This is a genomic window from Biostraticola tofi (assembly GCF_004343195.1).
In the GTDB taxonomy this organism is placed as follows: domain Bacteria; phylum Pseudomonadota; class Gammaproteobacteria; order Enterobacterales; family Enterobacteriaceae; genus Biostraticola; species Biostraticola tofi.
This window is the reverse complement of sequence record NZ_SMCR01000002.1, coordinates 596823-613108: the sequence shown is the minus strand read 5'-3', so window position 1 is coordinate 613108 and position 16286 is coordinate 596823. Positions and strand designations below refer to the sequence as shown.

12 protein-coding genes are annotated in these 16286 nt (G+C 55.7%); 2 read left to right on the top strand and 10 right to left on the bottom strand.

Annotated elements, in window-relative coordinates:
• Positions 1-4: 4 nt before the first annotated feature.
• Entirely contained in the window at positions 5-1420 is a 1416-nt protein-coding gene (cysG, locus tag EDC52_RS06940) for a siroheme synthase CysG (protein ID WP_131864586.1), read from the bottom strand.
• 272 nt (positions 1421-1692) lie between these two features.
• Between cysG and EDC52_RS06935 the strand changes: the two genes are divergently transcribed.
• Positions 1693-2721 carry an aminopeptidase gene (locus EDC52_RS06935; RefSeq protein ID WP_131864585.1) on the top strand — a complete coding sequence of 343 codons (1029 nt, stop codon included), beginning with the start codon at positions 1693-1695 and terminating at the stop codon, positions 2719-2721.
• 8 nt (positions 2722-2729) lie between these two features.
• Here the strand turns inward: EDC52_RS06935 and EDC52_RS06930 are convergent, their stop codons facing one another.
• From EDC52_RS06930 to cysJ, 3 genes are read right to left on the bottom strand one after another with little or no spacing between them, the layout of a single operon-like run.
• A complete protein-coding gene (locus EDC52_RS06930) occupies positions 2730-3464 on the bottom strand; it encodes a phosphoadenylyl-sulfate reductase (protein WP_131864584.1) in 735 nt (244 codons plus the stop codon).
• Positions 3465-3479: 15 nt separating this feature from the next.
• Entirely contained in the window at positions 3480-5180 is a 1701-nt protein-coding gene (gene cysI, locus EDC52_RS06925) for an assimilatory sulfite reductase (NADPH) hemoprotein subunit (RefSeq protein WP_131864583.1), read from the bottom strand.
• Positions 5180-6985, bottom strand: coding sequence for an NADPH-dependent assimilatory sulfite reductase flavoprotein subunit (cysJ, locus tag EDC52_RS06920; protein ID WP_131864582.1), 1806 nt, complete (start codon positions 6983-6985; stop codon positions 5180-5182). The genes cysI and cysJ overlap by 1 nt, the downstream gene beginning before the upstream one ends.
• A 304-nt stretch (positions 6986-7289) precedes the next feature.
• On the opposite strand from cysJ, the gene queD reads away from it, so the two are divergent.
• Positions 7290-7658, top strand: a complete 369-nt coding sequence (queD, locus tag EDC52_RS06915) for a 6-carboxytetrahydropterin synthase QueD (protein WP_196237749.1) — start codon at positions 7290-7292, stop codon at positions 7656-7658.
• 147 nt (positions 7659-7805) lie between these two features.
• On the opposite strand, the gene queE is transcribed toward queD, so the two are convergent.
• The 6 genes from queE to rlmD all read right to left on the bottom strand — a co-directional run bounded on the left by queE (position 7806) and on the right by rlmD (position 16281).
• Positions 7806-8477: a 7-carboxy-7-deazaguanine synthase QueE gene (gene queE, locus EDC52_RS06910; RefSeq protein ID WP_131864697.1), complete on the bottom strand. Its 672-nt coding sequence runs from the start codon at positions 8475-8477 to the stop codon at positions 7806-7808.
• 165 nt (positions 8478-8642) lie between these two features.
• Positions 8643-9944 carry a phosphopyruvate hydratase gene (gene eno / locus EDC52_RS06905; protein WP_131864580.1) on the bottom strand — a complete coding sequence of 434 codons (1302 nt, stop codon included), beginning with the start codon at positions 9942-9944 and terminating at the stop codon, positions 8643-8645.
• A gap of 82 nt (positions 9945-10026) precedes the next feature.
• Positions 10027-11664 (bottom strand): glutamine hydrolyzing CTP synthase, encoded by a 1638-nt coding sequence (gene pyrG, locus EDC52_RS06900; protein WP_131864579.1) that lies wholly within the window; start codon positions 11662-11664, stop codon positions 10027-10029.
• Between the two features lie 221 nt (positions 11665-11885).
• On the bottom strand, positions 11886-12701 hold the full coding sequence (gene mazG, locus EDC52_RS06895; RefSeq protein ID WP_131864578.1) for a nucleoside triphosphate pyrophosphohydrolase: 816 nt from the start codon (positions 12699-12701) through the stop codon (positions 11886-11888).
• 1 nt (position 12702) lies between these two features.
• Positions 12703-14937, bottom strand: coding sequence for a GTP diphosphokinase (gene relA, locus EDC52_RS06890; protein ID WP_131864577.1), 2235 nt, complete (start codon positions 14935-14937; stop codon positions 12703-12705).
• A gap of 9 nt (positions 14938-14946) precedes the next feature.
• Entirely contained in the window at positions 14947-16281 is a 1335-nt protein-coding gene (gene rlmD, locus EDC52_RS06885; RefSeq protein ID WP_131864576.1) for a 23S rRNA (uracil(1939)-C(5))-methyltransferase RlmD, read from the bottom strand.
• Between the last annotated feature and the right edge of the window lie 5 nt (positions 16282-16286).

Genomic DNA, 16286 nt, shown 5'->3' with positions numbered 1-16286 from the left:
TTCCTTAAGCCAGATTGACCACTGAGGCGCGCTTTTGCGACGTCAAATCCTGTTTTCCAAACCAGGCAATCTGATGGTGGAGAGTGACAACGTCGCCAATCACCAGCAATGCCGGTGTGGGAGCATGTTGTGCCAGAGTTTCAAGTTGATCCAGCGTACCGATAAACACCTGCTGGTCGGGCCGGGTGCCGCGGCTGATAACCGCCACCGGCGTTTGGGGCGAGCGGCCATTGATAATCAGTTGACGGCTAATCTCGGCAGCCTTGACTACCCCCATATAAATAGCCAGCGTCTGCTGGCCCTGGGCAAGCGCAGGCCAGTCAAGGGCGTTACCGTCAGGGCGAAGGTGGCCGGTAATGAAAAGCACGCTCTGGGCATACTCCCGGTGGGTCAGCGGGATGCCGGCGTAGGCGGTCGCACCCGCGGCGGCGGTGATGCCCGGCACCACCTGGAACGGGATGCCCGCCTCAGCCACTTGCTGCAATTCCTCACCGCCGCGGCCGAAAATAAACGGGTCGCCGCCCTTGAGCCTGACGACGCGCCTGCCCTGCTGGGCATGGGTGACCAGCAGTCGATTGATTTCATCCTGGGTCATTGAATGCTGTCCGGCACGCTTACCGACACAGATACGCTCCGCATCACGGCGCACCAGCTCCAGCACTTCATCGCTGACCAGAAAATCATAGAGCACCACATCGGCCTGCTGCATCAGTTGCAGGCCACGCAGCGTCATCAGTCCGGCATCACCGGGTCCGGCCCCGACCAGCGCCACCTCACCGCCGTGCTCCGGCAACGCGGTAAGCTGCTGCATCAGGGCATCTTCGGCACCTTCAAGTTGCCCTTGGGCGACCAGGCTGGCGAAACGGCCATTCAACGCTTTTTCCCAGAATCGCCGGCGTCCGGTCATCGAGCCGATATGCTGCTTGACCCGTTCACGCCAGTTGCCGGCTATCTGCGCCATCGGTCCGAGAAAGGCCGGCAGCAGGGATTCCAGCTTCTCCCGCAGGATCCGCGCCAGCACCGGCGCTTTTCCGCCGGAGGAAATCGCAATCATGATCGGCGAACGATCGACGATTGAAGGAAAAATAATCGAACACTGCGGCTGGTCATCGACCACATTGGCCAGAATATGGCGTTTATCCGCCTGGGCAGAGACCTCGGCGTTCAGGGCCGCATCGTCGGTAGCGGCGATAACCAGAAATACGCCTGCCAGCATATCAGCGGTAAATACCTCACCGATGACGCTCAGCCGACCTGCCTGATGCTGCAGTTTCAGCTCAGGCGCCAGTTCGCGCGCGACAATGCGCACAGCGGCACCCGCGCGCTGAAGCAGTACTATTTTTCGTGCGGCCACCTCGCCTCCGCCTACCACCAGCACCGGGCGTTGTCTGAGATCGGCAAACAGAGGTAAATATTCCACGACATCCTTTCATCATATGACTTAGCAATAGAGCGACTATACGTCTTGCAGTTTGGTTCTATGAAATTCTTAATTGGAATTACATTTGCTTTAATGGAATAACGCCATGATTGACAGTGGTATCGCCATCAGCACGTTCTTCAACAATTCCGCTCTTTAATTGCCTCCAGGCGCGCAAACAAATTGTTTTAGACTCGGAGCAGTCCCATACTATAGGCGTTATCAGACGCGGCAGAATACGTTGCCGCTCCCTTTCCTGAGGACTCAGCAACATGTGTCACCCCGGTCGCATAAAACGCGCGTTTATGGCGTTGTGCGTCACACTGGTATTACCCCAGGCGGCTAAAGCCGCTTTGCCCAGCCCAGGCTCGTTTGCCGAGCAGCAGACCCGCTACATCGCCACTTATTTTCCCGGACGGATGGCCGGCAGCCCCGTTGAACAGATGGCCGCCGACTACCTGCATCATCAGTTTGAGCAGTTAGGCTACCTGAGCAACCTGCGGGCTTTCAATACTCGTTACCGCTACAGCGACAGCAACGGTAAAGCTGACTGGCGCCGCATCACATCGACCTCGGTGATTGCGGCCAACGCCGGACAGAGCGCCGATGAAATTCTGGTGATTGCCCATGCCGATACGTTTTTGCCCCACAGCGATAAAGAGGTGAACAGCAATTTCGGCGGCCTGACGCTGCAAGGCGTGGATGACAATGCCGCAGGGGTCGGGATTATGCTGTCCCTAGCCAGGCAAATGGCCGGCCATCATGGCAAGGCTGGCCTGCGCTTCGTCGCTCTCAGCGCCGGTGAACCCGATATCCAGGGGGCGGAAGATTATCTGCAGCGCATGACCCCATATGAGAGACAGCATACCCTGCTGGTTATCAATCTGGACAGTCTGGTTGCCGGCCAGCAACTCAAAATGAATTTCCATCCCGGCGCCGCAGAAGATCGCGCGGCGACGGATATCAAAAAGATGGGCGCCATGGCCCGTAAAGCGGGGATTGGGCTGCTGCTCAATACCGTCAGCGCCAAAGTCACTGAGTGTCCCACCAATGCGCTGCCGTTTATCCAGGCGGGGTTCAGCGTGCTGGATGTCAGTTCCGGCATGGCGGGTAAAGACTGCCGGCAGCGTAAAACCAGCCGTCATTTTCCGCTGGGTGGCGTTCGTTACCAAAGCCAGCGCGATAGCCTGGCTTATCTGGACCAACACCTCAGTGGACAAATCACGGTTAGAACCCGGGACAGCATGCGACTGCTCGAGCCATTACTGGTCAATCTGACCGGCCACGCAGCGAAAATTTAGCCGGGAGGTCAGCCTTCGTGCAGACCACACTCCCGCTTCAGACCAAAGAAGCGGGTTTGTTCCTCGTTCATCCCGGGCTCCCATTTGCGGGTAGTATGGGTATCCCCCACCGACAGGTAACCCTGCTCCCATAACGGGTGATAAGACAGTCCATGCTGCTTGAGATACTGATAGACCTGGCGGTTATCCCAGTCGATGATCGGCAGCAGTTTAAATACGCCGCGCTGAATAGCCAGCACCGGCAGCTCGGCACGGCTGCCGGACTGTTCACGGCGCAGGCCGGCAAACCAGGTCGCGGCATCAAGTGAGGACAGAGCGCGGTTCATCGGTTCAACCTTATTGATAAAGTTGTACTTTTCTATGCCCGCGACGCCCTGCTCCCAGAGCTTGCCATAGCGCGCCTCTTGCCACGCCGGCGACTGCGCAGCCTGGAATACCTGCAGATTCAGCTGCAGTTGTTCAGTCAATTGATCGATAAAGCGGTAAGTCTCCGGAAACAGATAGCCGGTATCGGTCAGTATCACCGGAATAGTCGGCCGCTGGCGGCTGACCAGATGTAGTGATACCGCCGCCTGAATACCGAAGCTTGATGACAGCACCGACTGGTCCGGCAGATTTTCCAGCGCCCAGCTTACTCGTTCCTCGGCAGACAGTCCCTCAAGCAGTTGGTTAACCTGGGCCAGCGCAGCGGTCTGCTGCGATTTATCCAGTTGGTTCAGCTCTATCAGGTTTAATGTGGTCATCGGCAGATCTCCAGATCAGTCGTGAAAGTCACGGGCGGAGTCAATCACCGGTTTGACGATACCGGCGCGTACCACAAAATCACCGTAGGATTCATCGCCATGACGCTCTTTGGCCCAGCGACCAGTGGTGCTATCAATGATCTCCAGGATCTCGTTTTCGGGGATATTCTCGCGATACATGCGCGGGATCCGATTGCCGGCGCGATCGCCGCCCAGATACAGGTTATAGCGCCCGACCGCTTTCCCTACCAGCCCGATTTCAGCCAGCATCGCCCGGCCGCAGCCGTTAGGACAACCGGTTACGCGCAAGATGATTTCGTCATTGCCCAAGCCATGGCCGTTCATGATGTCCTCAACCTTGGTGACGAACTGCGGCAAAAAGCGTTCAGCTTCGGCCATCGCCAGTGGACAAGTCGGAAAGGCAACACAGGCCATCGAGGCCTTACGCTGCAGGCTTACGCCATCGTTTATCAACCCATGCTGGCGGGCCAGCTTTTCAATCCGCGCTTTGTCTTTGGTTGGCACACCGGCGATGATCAGGTTCTGATTGGCGGTCAGACGGAAATCGCCTTTGTGAATGCGGGCGATTTCGGCCATGCCGGTTTTCAAGCTGCGGTCCGGGTAGTCCAGCAAGCGGCCATTTTCGATAAACAGCGTCAGGTGCCATTTATTATCGATGCCCTTAACCCAGCCAAAGCGGTCGCCGCGTTCGTTAAAGGCATAAGAACGAATCGGCTCAAATGCGATACCGGTGCGTTTTTCCACTTCGGCTTTAAAGACATCGACGCCAACCCGCTCCAGCGTATATTTGGTTTTCGCATTTTTGCGATTGGAACGGTTGCCCCAGTCGCGTTGTGTGGCGACGATAGCCTCGGCAAAGGCCAGCGTGTGTTCAACCGGAATATAGCCGAATTCGCTGGCCCGCCGCGGATAGGTAGACTTGTCGCCATGGGTCATCGCCAGGCCGCCGCCGACCAGCACGTTAAAACCGACCAGCCGGCCGTTATCGCTGATAGCCACGAAATTAAGGTCGTTGGCGTGAATATCGACATCATTCAGCGGCGGTATCACTACCGTGGTTTTAAATTTACGCGGCAGATAGGTCGGCCCGAGGATCGGCTCCTGGTCGGTGGTTTCACGCTTTTCGCCGTCCAGCCACACCTCGGCATAGGCCCGGGTTTTCGGCAGCAGGTGCTCGGAAATCTTCTTCGCCCATTCATAGGCCTGAAAATGCAGTTCCGACTCGACCGGGTTAGAGGTACAGAGCACATTGCGATTGACATCGCCGGCGGTGGCAATCGAGTCCAGGCCCAGACGGTTGAGCAGTTGGTGCATTTGTTTCAGCTTCGGCTTCAGTACGCCATGAAACTGGAAAGTCTGGCGTGTGGTCAGCCGGATACTGCCGTACAGGGTATTCTGTGCCGCAAACTCTTCAATGCCGAGCCATTGTTCAGGGGTGATAACGCCGCCGGGCAGGCGACAGCGCAGCATCATATTAATCAACGGTTCCAGCTTCTGTTCGGCACGCTCAGCCCGCTCGTCGCGATCATCCTGCTGATACATGCCGTGAAAGCGGATCAGCTGGAAATTGTCGCCATTGAAGCCGCCGGTCAGACCGTCGTGCAAATCTGCCGCGATAGTGCCGCGCAGCAAGTTGCTGGCCCCCTTCAGGCGTTCATTGTCTGATAATGCAGGGGTGGATGGTTTCTCACTCATCAATAAACATCTCGCTGGTAACGGCGCTCAATGCGCAGCTCACTCAATAATTCGTCGGCCTGCTCGGTATCCATGCCGCCGTGCAAGGCAATCAGTTCCACTAATGCCAGCTCAACATCCTTGGCCATCCGAGTGGCGTCGCCGCACACATAGATATGGGCGCCCTGCTGGATCCAGCGCCAGACTTCGGCCCCTTTTTCCCGCAATTTGTCCTGCACATAGATTTTTTTAGCCTGATCACGGGACCAGGCCAGATCAATCTGCGTGAGAATGCCGTCTTTTTTGTAACGCTGCCATTCGACCTGGTAGAGAAAATCATCGGTAAAATGCGGATTACCAAATATCAGCCAGTTCTTGCCCGGCGCCTCATCCGCCGCCCGCTGCTGCAGAAATGCGCGGAATGGGGCGATGCCGGTTCCTGGTCCAATCATGATGATCGGCGTATTGGGATCGCCCGGCAGGCGGAAATTATCGTTATGTTCGATAAACACCTGCACATTGTCATCTTCGGCCAAACGGTCGGCCAGAAAGCCAGACGCGCCCCCGGTGCGTGGGCGGCCATCAATGTCATAGCGCACCACCCCGACAGTGATATGCACTTCATCGCCGACTTCCGCCTGGGCTGAAGCAATGGAATAAAGTCTCGGCGTCAGCGGCCGCAATAACTCAATTAGCTGTTCAGGGTTAAGTTCGACCGGCGCCTCGCGCACCATATCGACAATCGGGGTAGCGGCGGCGTAGGCCTGCAGCGCCACTTTATCGTCTACCAGCGCCAGCAGCTTTTCATTTCGGGCAAGGGCGGCATATGCGGCGACGATAACCGGCGTGTTCTGCGTGAGCTCAAAGCGAGACTCCAGCGCCTCGGTAAGGGTCAGTTCAGCGCCCTCCACCGTCACCTGCAGATCGCCTTTCAGCCACAATAGGTCAAGCAACTCGCTGACTAACGCCGGATCGTTGCGGTACCAGACGCCCAGCGCATCGCCAGGCTGGTATCTGATGCCCGAATCGCCCAGGTCAATTTCGATATGCCGGACGTCCTTTTGTGAACGGCGACCGGTAATTTTTTGGCTGGCCGCCACCTGGGCGGTCAGCGGCGACGTTTTACTGACCGGGCTGCTGTCGACCTCATTAATGGTGCCGCTGAGGTTAAGCTGCTGCTCGGCCGGCGTCGCTTTGGCTACCCGTGTTTTGAGCAGGGCAACGACCTCCTGGCGCCAGGCAAGCGCGACCGCCTGGTATTCAACATCGGCATCGACCCGGGCCAGCAGTCGCTGAGCGCCCAGCTGTTCCAGGCGACCGTCGAAATCCTTACCCACTTTGGCAAAGAATTCATAAGAGGTATCCCCCAGGCCGAATACCGCAAAGTGGGTATCGGTCAGGGCGGGTGCCTTTTTCGACATCAGGAATTTAAACAGCGCCACCGCTTCTTCCGGCGCATCCCCCTCTCCCTGGGTAGAGGCGATCACCACCAGCAATTTTTCCTGGGCAATCTGCTTGAATTTATAGTCGCCGGCATTAATCAGCACCACATCAAGCTCTGCGGCGATCAAATCGTCGCGCAACTGCTCGGCCAGCCGGCGGGCGTTGCCGGTCTGGGAGGCGCTGAGCAGCGTGATAGGCTGAGGTTTTGCCGCCGTGGCGGCCGGTTGCGGATGGCTTGCCTGCGGCTGATTGACCTGTCCCCAGAAATAGCCTGAAACCCAGGCCAACTGGAGCGGTGAAAAATCACCGGTTGCAGCTTGCAAGCGGGCCAGCTGTTCCGGATTTATCGGAAGCAAAGAGGTTGACGGAGCCTGAGTGGTCATTGCTGTTCGGTTGTCCTTGTACTGAACCCTGATAAGGCAGAATGATGTTGCTGTTAGATCACTTGAGTTTGTAAGGTTAACCGGCGGGATGCAATCTATTAAAGATGGTCTGGCAATATTAAATAACCAAACAACCTAAGGAGTAAATGAGGTAAAATTTACCTGCCAAAGTGGGATGTGGATCAGTTGATTGAGCGACAATTGACTTACTTTGCAGACAAAAGTTTTGTTACTAGCGGCGCATTGCCTGGCATCATGGCGCGCATTTGGTTACCATTCAGCGTTAAAAGTTAATAGAGAAGCAATAGTGACCACCTCGTTATTTAAAGATTTTACTTTTGAAGCTGCACATTTACTGCCCCATGTACCGGCAGGACATAAGTGCGGGCGCCTGCATGGCCATTCGTTTCTGGTAAGAATCGAAATTACCGGCCCCGTCGATCCGCATACCGGCTGGATCCTCGACTTTGCCGATCTGAAAGCCGCCTTTAAGCCGGTGTTGGACCGTCTGGACCATTACTACCTCAACGATATTCCCGGTCTGGAAAACCCGACCAGCGAAGTGCTGTCCCAGTGGATCTGGCAGCAACTTAAGCCGGCCCTGCCGTTGCTGAGTGCGGTCCAGGTAAAAGAGACCTGCACCGCTGGCTGCATCTACCGTGGCGAAGTCTGATTTCATCAACGCCCGCGCATCAGTGACGCCTGTGTTGATCGATGCCTGAGCTATAGTGATGCCTGCCCCGGATTGAAGCTTGTGCATCAGTGATGCCTGCCTTGGATAGAACCCTGAGTGTTAACCTTCGCCCCTAAATGAAACGCCTCAGGCGATATGCAGATATTTATGGGTCTGCATCGACAGCCGCCAGTTACGGGCGATACAGGTTTTGATACACAGCCGGGTGGCGGCGTCCTGCTGGCTTATCGGCTGCAAAGCGATAACCCGTTGCTTGTCATCGGTCAGCATGGCCAGCAATTCATCCAGATGTTCTATATCACGTTCACGCGCGACCGGATGCTTAATTTCATCAGCGCGTTGCAGCGCATGCTTCTGCACCTCCATGCCGCCACGCATGTTGACCTTCGGTGAAACCGTCACCCAGGTCTGGGTGGTGCAGCGTATCTCATGGGTACCGCTGGTTTCGATCTGGCAGCTGAAACCGTGCTGTTCGAGTATATGGGTCAGCGAAGTCAGGTCATGTATGCAGGGCTCCCCGCCGGTTATCACCACATGCTGGGCGGTATAGCCCTGTTCGGCAATGATCTCCAGGATCGCTTCCGGCGTCACGTTGGCCCACTGTTCGCTATCAACGGTTTTCAGCGGTATATCCCCCAGTGGCACTTCTTTTTCAGCGTCCTGCTCCCAGGTATGCTTGGTGTCGCACCAGCTGCAGCCTACCGGGCAACCCTGCAGGCGGATAAAAACAGCGGGCACGCCGGTAAAGTAACCTTCGCCCTGCAGCGTCTGGAATATTTCGTTAAGCGGGTACTGCATCGGATTCACTGATTCTCGCGTCTGGTTTGTAACGTGATTATAACCACTACCGGCGAACAGCCAACGGGCTGTTTTCAGGCCGGGCGGAAAAATAAAAACCCGCCGAAGCGGGTTGACATCTGTCGGGTTGTTCCCCGCAGCGTCGCGGGGAAAACCGGGCATGGCTTACGCCTGGCCTTTAACTTCTTTCAGGCCGTTGAACGGAGCGCGTTCGCCCAGCGCTTCTTCGATCCGAATCAGCTGGTTGTATTTGGCAACGCGGTCAGAACGGCTCATAGAACCGGTCTTGATCTGGCCTGCCGCAGTACCTACCGCCAGATCGGCGATAGTGGCATCTTCGGTTTCGCCTGAGCGGTGAGAGATGATGGTGGTGTAGCCGGCATCTTTCGCCATCTTGATGGCTGCAAGGGTTTCAGTCAGTGAACCGATCTGATTGAATTTAATAAGGATTGAGTTGGCAATACCTTTATCAATACCTTCCTTCAGGATCTTGGTATTGGTGACGAACAGGTCGTCGCCCACCAGCTGGATTTTGTCGCCCAACACTTTAGTCTGGTAGGCAAAGCCTTCCCAATCAGATTCGTTCAGGCCATCTTCGATAGAAACGATTGGATAACTCTTGGTCAGTTCTTCCAGGTAATGAGTGAATTCCTGAGAAGTGAAGGTTTTGCCTTCGCCTTTCAGCTCATAGTTACCGGTTTTCTCATCAAAGAACTCGGAAGCAGCACAGTCCATGGCCAGGGTGATGTCTTTACCCAGTACATAGCCGGCTTTTTCTACCGCTTCCTTGATGGCGGCCAGGGCGGCAGCGTTGGATTCGAGGTTCGGCGCATAGCCGCCTTCATCACCAACTGCCGTGCCCATACCTTTGGACTTCAGCACTTTAGCCAGGGTGTGGAACACTTCAGAACCCATACGGATAGCTTCTTTGACGGTTTTAGCGCCCACCGGCTGGATCATGAATTCCTGGATATCGACATTGTTGTCGGCATGTTCACCACCGTTGATGATATTCATCATCGGCAACGGCATGGAAAATTTACCCGGGGTACCGTTCAGTTCAGCGATGTGCTCATAAAGCGGCATGCCTTTGGAAGCAGCAGCGGCTTTGGCAGCAGCCAATGATACGGCCAGAATGGCGTTGGCGCCGAACTGGGATTTGTTTTCAGTACCGTCCAAGTCGATCATGACCTTGTCGATGGCGGCCTGGTCTTTGGCATCTTTGCCCTGCAGAGCTTCAGCAATAGGACCATTTACCGCATTGACTGCTTTGGTCACGCCTTTGCCCAGAAAACGGGATTTGTCGCCATCACGCAGTTCCAGCGCTTCACGCGAACCGGTAGAGGCGCCTGACGGGGCTGCAGCCAGACCAACAAAACCACCTTCCAGATGAACTTCAGCTTCAACAGTCGGATTTCCGCGAGAATCGATAATTTCACGGCCAAGGACTTTAACGATTTTGGACATTAGTATTTCCTCAGTACAAGTTAAAACAAAATTCCTGACGGACCGCGCCAGGTTTATGCCTGCGCGTGCCGCCGTATCCTTTTTATTTCATCTGGCGCTTCTGGTAATCGCCTGCGGCCTTGACGAAGCCGCTGAACAACGGGTGTCCATCGCGCGGAGTAGAGGTAAACTCCGGATGGAACTGGCAGGCCACGAACCACGGATGATCCGGCAGCTCGATCATTTCCACCAGTTTGTTATCACCTGACAGACCAGCCACACGCAGGCCGGCCGCTTCAATCGGTTTCAACAGCATGTTGTTGACTTCATAGCGATGACGATGACGTTCAATGATAGTCGATGACCCGTACATCTCCCGCACCAGACTGCCTTCGGTCAACTGACATGGCTGTCCGCCAAGGCGCATAGTGCCGCCTAAGTCGCTTTCTTCGCTGCGCATTTCAACATTGCCGTTTTCATCGCGCCACTCGGTAATCAGCGCCACCACCGGGTACTTGCAATCCGGCACGAACTCGGTTGAGTTCGCATCTTGCATGCCGGCGACATGGCGCGCGAATTCAATCAGCGCCACCTGCATCCCCAGGCAAATGCCCAGGTAAGGGATTTTATTTTCACGGGCATATTGCGCCGTCAGGATCTTGCCCTCGACACCTCGGTAACCAAAGCCGCCGGGGATCAGGATCGCGTCAAGATTCTTAAGGATCTCGACGCCGCGGGTTTCAACATCCTGCGAATCAATCAGCTTTATGTTAACGGTCAGACGATTTTTCAGGCCGGCATGCTTCAGTGCCTCGATAACCGATTTATAGGCATCTGGCAGCTCGACATATTTGCCTACCATGCCGATGGTCACTTCACCACCGGGATTGGCTTCCTGATACACCACCTGCTCCCATTCAGACAGGTCGGCGTCCGGACAGTTCAAGCTGAATCGTTTACAAATATAATCGTCCAGGCCCTGGGATTTCAATAGCGCCGGGATTTTATAAATAGAATCAACATCTTTAAGAGAAATAACCGCTTTTTCAGGAACGTTGCAGAATAAAGCAATTTTAGCACGTTCATTGGTCGGCACCGAGCGATCGGAACGGCAAATCAGCACATCCGGCTGGATACCGATAGACAGCAGTTCTTTGACCGAGTGCTGGGTCGGCTTGGTTTTCACTTCACCGGAAGCCGCCATATAAGGCACCAGGGTGAGGTGCATGTAGAGGGTGTGTTCACGACCCACTTCTACCGCCATCTGGCGGATGGCTTCCAGGAAAGGCATCGCTTCGATATCGCCGACGGTACCGCCGATTTCAACCAGCACCACATCATGACCTTCGCCGCCTTCGATAATACGTTCCTTGATGGCGTTGGTGATATGGGGAATGACCTGGATTGTGGCGCCCAGATAGTCGCCGCGCCGTTCTTTACGCAACACATCGGAGTAGATACGTCCGGTAGTGAAGTTATTACGGCGGGACATTTTAGTGCGAATGAAGCGCTCATAGTGACCCAGGTCGAGATCGGTTTCTGCCCCGTCTTCGGTAACAAAAACTTCGCCGTGCTGGATAGGGCTCATGGTACCGGGATCCACATTGATATACGGGTCCAGCTTCATGATGGTAACGTTAAGGCCACGGGCTTCGAGAATAGCCGCCAGGGAGGCTGCGGCAATGCCTTTACCCAATGAGGATACGACCCCGCCGGTTACAAAAATATAATTAGTTGTCATGCTGAACCTGAGAATTTAGGTGTAAAGACGGAATAACCAAGACGGGAAAACAGTATACCTTAAGCCTTTATCCGCCACAAATGTTCGTTTCACTGAATGTGATCGGGGCATATTACGGCTTTGCGGCGGGCAACCTGCCGCCGCAGGAAGAATAAAAATATATAAAACAATTGGTTAAGCAGCCTATTTGCCGGGAATTTAACAAAACGGCAAAGCCGGCGTTACGCTTTTATTTCCGCTTTTTTCACCTGCTGCCAAGCGGTTTCCATTTGTTCAAGCGTAGCCTGCTCAAGGGTTTGTCCGCTAGCGATAATAATTTCTTCAACCTGGCGAAAGCGGCGTTCAAATTTATTATTGGCTTTCTGCAGGGCTATCTCGGCCTTTTGGCCTAAATGTCGCGAAAGATTAACCGTAGCAAACAACAGATCGCCCACTTCTTCTTCCAGCTTGTCCGGGTCAACCACTGCCTGACGCGCCTCATGCATCACTTCGTCAATTTCTTCATGCACTTTTTCCAGCACCGGGCCCAGGGTATGCCAGTCAAAGCCTACCGATGCGCAGCGCTGCTGGATTTTCTGCGCTTTCATCAGCGCGGGCAGCGCCTGGGGAATATCATCCAGCGGAGAAAGGCGGGATTTTTCCGCCCGTTCAGCCGCCTTGATGGTTTCCCACTGCCCGGCGGGTATCTGCAACGAGACGCCCTCCAGAGCCGGGTTAAAGATATGCGGGTGACGTCTTTCGAGTTTATCGCTGATAGCGTTACAGATATCGTTGAAATCAAACAGGCCCTGTTCACGGGCCAATTCAGCATAAAACACCACTTGAAACAGCAGATCGCCCAACTCGCCGCGCAGATCGTCATAATCTCTGCGGCCGATGGCGTCGATCACTTCATGGGTCTCTTCCAGGGTATAGGGCACGATGGAATCGAACGTCTGCCGGCGATCCCAGGCACAGCCGCGCTCAGGAGAGCGCAGGGTAGCCATGATGTCGAGCAGTCGTGCCAGCGGTGAAGGTTCGGCTGAGTTTAAAGACATATCAATTCCCATGCAGACGCCGGGCGTCGATGACATCCGGTAATTGGTTCAGCCTGGAGAGCACTCGTCCCAGGACCTGGAGATTGTAGATTTCTATATCCATATCGATGGTGGCCAACTGCTGCTTGACGTCGCTGCGGCTGGCGACCCCCAGCACGTTGACCTTTTCGTTAGCCAGGATGGTGGTGATATCACGCAGCAGGCCGCTGCGGTCGTTGGCCACCACCCGCACCACCAGCGAATATCCGCTGGAGTAGCTTTCGCCCCACACCGCATCCACAATGCGCTCAGGTGCGTTGGCCTGCAGATCGGCCAGTTGATCGCAGTCGGCACGGTGAATGGATATTCCCCGACCCTGGGTGATAAAGCCGGTGATTTCATCGCCGGGTATCGGCTGGCAGCAGCGGGCGATATGATGCATCAGATTGCCCACGCCTTCGACCACTACCCGGCCGTTATCCTTGCTGCGCGGTACCGAGGGCGAATTCTTCTGGGTAAGCTGCAGCAGGGCCGCCTGATCCTGCTCTTCGGCGCTGGGCTTATTAAGCTTGCTCTGCAGGTAGTTGACCATCTGATTGATGCGTACATCGCCACCGCCGATCGAGGCCAGCAATTCATCCAGGGAATTGACGTTGTAGCGCGGCAGCAGCAGCTTCTCCGCTTCGCGGATGCTGATGCCCAGATGCTCCAGTTCGTCATCCAGCAGTTGGCGGCCGGCGAGAATGTTTTTGTCCCGGTCCTGCTTGCGGAACCAGTTATGGATTTTCGAGCGACCGCGGCTGGTGGTCACAAAGCCCAGATTGGGGTTTAGCCAGTCTCGGCTTGGGTTCGGGTGTTTCTGGGTAATGATCTCCACCTGATCGCCCATCCGCAGCTGATAGGTAAACGGCACGATGCGGCCGCTGATTTTGGCGCCGATGCAGCGGTGGCCCACATCGCTGTGGATGTGGTAGGCGAAATCCAGCGGTGTCGAGCCTGACGGCAGGTCGATCACGTCGCCTTTGGGGGTAAACACATAGACCCGATCGTCGAATACCTGGCTTCTGACCTCGTCGAGAATTTCCCCTGAATCGGCCATTTCTTCCTGCCAGGACAGCAGCTTACGCAGCCAGGCGATACGTTCTTCGTAGCCTGAACGGGAGCCAGTGGCGCTGGCCCCTTCTTTATATTTCCAGTGCGCGGCGACGCCAAGCTCAGCGTCTTCGTGCATCTGCCGGGTACGGATCTGGATTTCCAGCGTCTTGCCGCGCGGCCCGAGCACCACGGTGTGGATTGACTGATAGCCGTTTGGTTTCGGGTTGGCCACATAGTCGTCGAACTCATCCGGCAGATGCCGGTAATGGGTATGGACAATCCCCAGGGCGGCATAGCAGTCCTGCAGGCGATCAACCACAATCCGCACCGCACGGACATCAAACAGTTCATCGAACTCAAGCGCCTTTTTCTGCATTTTTCGCCAGATACTGTAGATATGCTTGGGACGGCCGTAGATATCGGCCTTAAGCCCTTCTTCCTTCATCGCCTGGCGCAGGGAAGAGACGAAATCATCAATATAGTGTTCGCGATCGATGCGACGCTCATGGAGCAGTTTGGCGATGCGTTTGTATTCATCAGGGTGCAGATAACGGAAGCAGAAATCTTCCAGCTCCCATTTCAGTTGACCGATGCCCAGACGGTTGGCCAGCGGCGCATAAATATTGGTGCTCTCTTTGGCGGCCAGTACCCGTTCGTCTTCCGGCGCGTCCTTGAGTTCACGCAGATGGGCGATACGCTCGGCAAGCTTTATCACCACGCAGCGAAAATCTTCGACGATTGCCAGCAGCATACGGCGGACATTGTCCACCTGTTCAGGCGCCATGGTATCGTTGTGGGTGGCTTTAAGCTGGCGGATGGCATCCATGTCGCGTACGCCGTGCACCAAATCGAAAATCTTCTTGCCGAAATCCTGCTCGAGCTTTGGCTCTTCCACCACGCCGGCGTCCACCAGCGGGAATAACAGCGCGGCGCACAGGCTGTCGTTGTCCATGCTGAGCATCGACAGGATTTCGACCATTTCGATACCGCGCCACAACAGCAGCGACGCATCCGAGTGATTCTTGCATTGCTGTTCGCAGTAGCGCCAGGTTTCGGCCAGCCGCTCACTTGACTGTGGGTTGGTAAGTCCCAGACTGGCTACCCAGTCTTCAAGGGCAAATTCGCCCGCCGTGTTCAAATGCGCACTTCTTACCGCAACCATACCCACTCCCTACTTTGCCAAGATGCCGGAACTCTTGATAAATAACACCATGGACTCCAGGTGACCGCTATGGGGGAACATATCCAGCATAGCCACGCGCGCAGCACTGTATCCCGCCGCCAACAACGTCTTGCTGTCCCGTGCAAGCGTCGAGGGATTACAGGAAACATAGACAATGCGCCGGGGAGACCAGGCAGCAATAAGTGACATAACACCCTGAGCACCGCCACGTGCGGGGTCAAGCAAAACCTTATCAAATCCCTCGCTGGCCCAGGGCTGCTTCGCGGCATCCAGCTCAAGATTTTCATGATAAAAGGTTACATTATTGAGTGAATTATTTAATGCATTATATTGCCCATTAGCAACTAAGGCCGCAACCCCCTCCACGCCGATGACCTGGCCGCTGCGCTTTGCCAGCGGCAGGGTAAAATTGCCCATGCCGCAAAACAGATCCAGCACCCGCTCAGAAGCGTCCGGCTCAAGCCACTGCAGGGCCAGCGCCACCATCTGCCGGTTGACCTCGCCATTGACCTGGATGAAGTCGCGAGGACTGAATCGAAGCTCAAGATCATCAATCCGATAGACCGGCGCTGCACCACGCAGGCAGTCCAATTCATCGCTTTGCGGTGCCAGCCAGACGGCAATCTGATGGCTGTCGGCAAACGCGGTCAGCGCATCGCGGTCGGCATGACTGAGCGGCTCAAGGTGGCGCAACACCAGCAGAGGACCATTATCGGCCAGCACCAGTTCCAGGTGTCCCAGGCGTTTGACCGCCTGCAGCCCCTGCAGGCACTCTCTCAAGGGCACCAGTAACTCACTGAGCTCGGGGCGCAGTATAGGACAAATGCGGATATCCACCAGCTCAGTTGAATTGGCCTGACGATAGCCCATCAGCAACCGACCGGTTTTAAGCTGAAACAACAGGCCTAGCCGGGTCCGGCGTCGATAGCCATAGGCTTGGGCGCCGACCGTCAGCACCTCGCCTGTTTGGACACCGGTTTCCCGCTCCAGCAGTGCTCTCAGCGCGGTGGCTTTACTCTGCTGCTGCAGGTTGAGACTGATATGTTGCTGCTGGCAGCCGCCGCACTGGGAAAAATGCGGGCACAGCGGCGTGACACGCTCCGGGCTGTCCGAAAGACGCCGGGTGACCCGCGCCCGACTGAACTGGCGTTTTTCTTCCGTCAGTCGGACCTCGGCCTGTTCTCCGGGCAATAATCCAGGAATAAACACCACTTTGCCGTTGTGACGCGCCATGCCCTGGCCGAACCCGTCCAGGCCGGAGCAGGTCAGTGTGAGCGTTTGCCGGGGCGTTTCGCGGCGGCGGGGAGAGTAGAACTGAGCCATGTTTT